This is a genomic window from Tenacibaculum sp. 1B UA (assembly GCF_033978845.1).
Taxonomy (GTDB): Bacteria; Bacteroidota; Bacteroidia; order Flavobacteriales; family Flavobacteriaceae; genus Polaribacter.
This window is the reverse complement of the sequence record NZ_JAKVUA010000043.1, coordinates 1-1,012: the sequence shown is the minus strand read 5'-3', so window position 1 is coordinate 1,012 and position 1,012 is coordinate 1. Positions and strand designations below refer to the sequence as shown.

Sequence of the window (1,012 nt, the reverse complement as noted above, 5' to 3'; positions counted from 1 at the left end):
AGTGAGTACACTCTGTAGTTTTCTTGTGCGTATTTTTCGGCTAAGGCTTTACCGATTCCTTTACTTCCTCCGGTGATGATGATTATATTCATAGAGTAAAAATACAAAATTTGTCATTTCGAAGAAGGTACGACTGAGAAATCTTATAGTTGAGTATTTGTAATTTTAAAGGTTATTTGGAGATTCATTGGGTGAGATTTCTCATTGCATTCGAAATGACAGGAGATATCATAGCGGGGAGTAGTAACAATTAAAGGCATTAGTTGTGGATGTTACTATTCTTTTCATATTAACGCCTTATATTATGACCTACAAGAAAATCTTTAAAAATCAAGACAGCAGTGGTGGGTGTAAGATAAAAAGCTGTTTGAGCGATAGCGAAATCGTTAGATTCGTGAGTTCTTTGATAAAAAATAAAGATAACACGAACAATTCTTTTTATCAGTGGAAGTTGTCGTAGTATTTTCTTAAGATTTTATGGTAAGTCTTGATTTTTGTTTCTTTTTATCAAGAAAAAGAATATCAACAATACTTTTTATATTATGTAGATGTTGTCTTAACCTTCAGACAGTAGTGTAGAGTGTTTGTGACTCTAAAGAGTAAATGGAACTTCATTGGGTGAGATTCCTCTCTCGCGTTCAGAATGACGGTTTCGTTGTGTTGAGGAATGTTCAGCGCGTCACGCTGATGGTTCCGTTGTGTTGAGGAACGTTCAGCGCATCACGCTGATGGTTCCGTTGTGTTGAGGAACGTTCAGCGCATCACGCTGATGGTTCCGTTGCGTTGAGGATTGTTCAGCGCATCACGCTGATGGTTTCGTTGTGTTGAGGAATGTTCAGCGAGCTTCGCTGATGGTTTCGTTGTGTTGAGGAACGCTCAGCGAGCTTCGCTGACGGTTTCGTTGTGTTGAGGAATGTTCAGCGAGTTTCGCTGATGGTTTCGTTGTGTTGAGGAACGTTCAGCGAGCTTCGCTGATGGTTTCGTTGTGTTGAGGAACGTTCAGCGAGCTTCG

At 39.8% G+C, this 1,012-nt stretch carries 1 protein-coding gene; it reads right to left on the bottom strand.

Features of this window, described 5'->3' with window-relative positions:
• The coding region (locus MK851_RS15710) for an SDR family NAD(P)-dependent oxidoreductase (protein ID WP_413788395.1) at positions 1 to 92 on the bottom strand (92 nt) is incomplete at its 3' end.
• Positions 93 to 1,012: the final 920 nt, after the last annotated feature.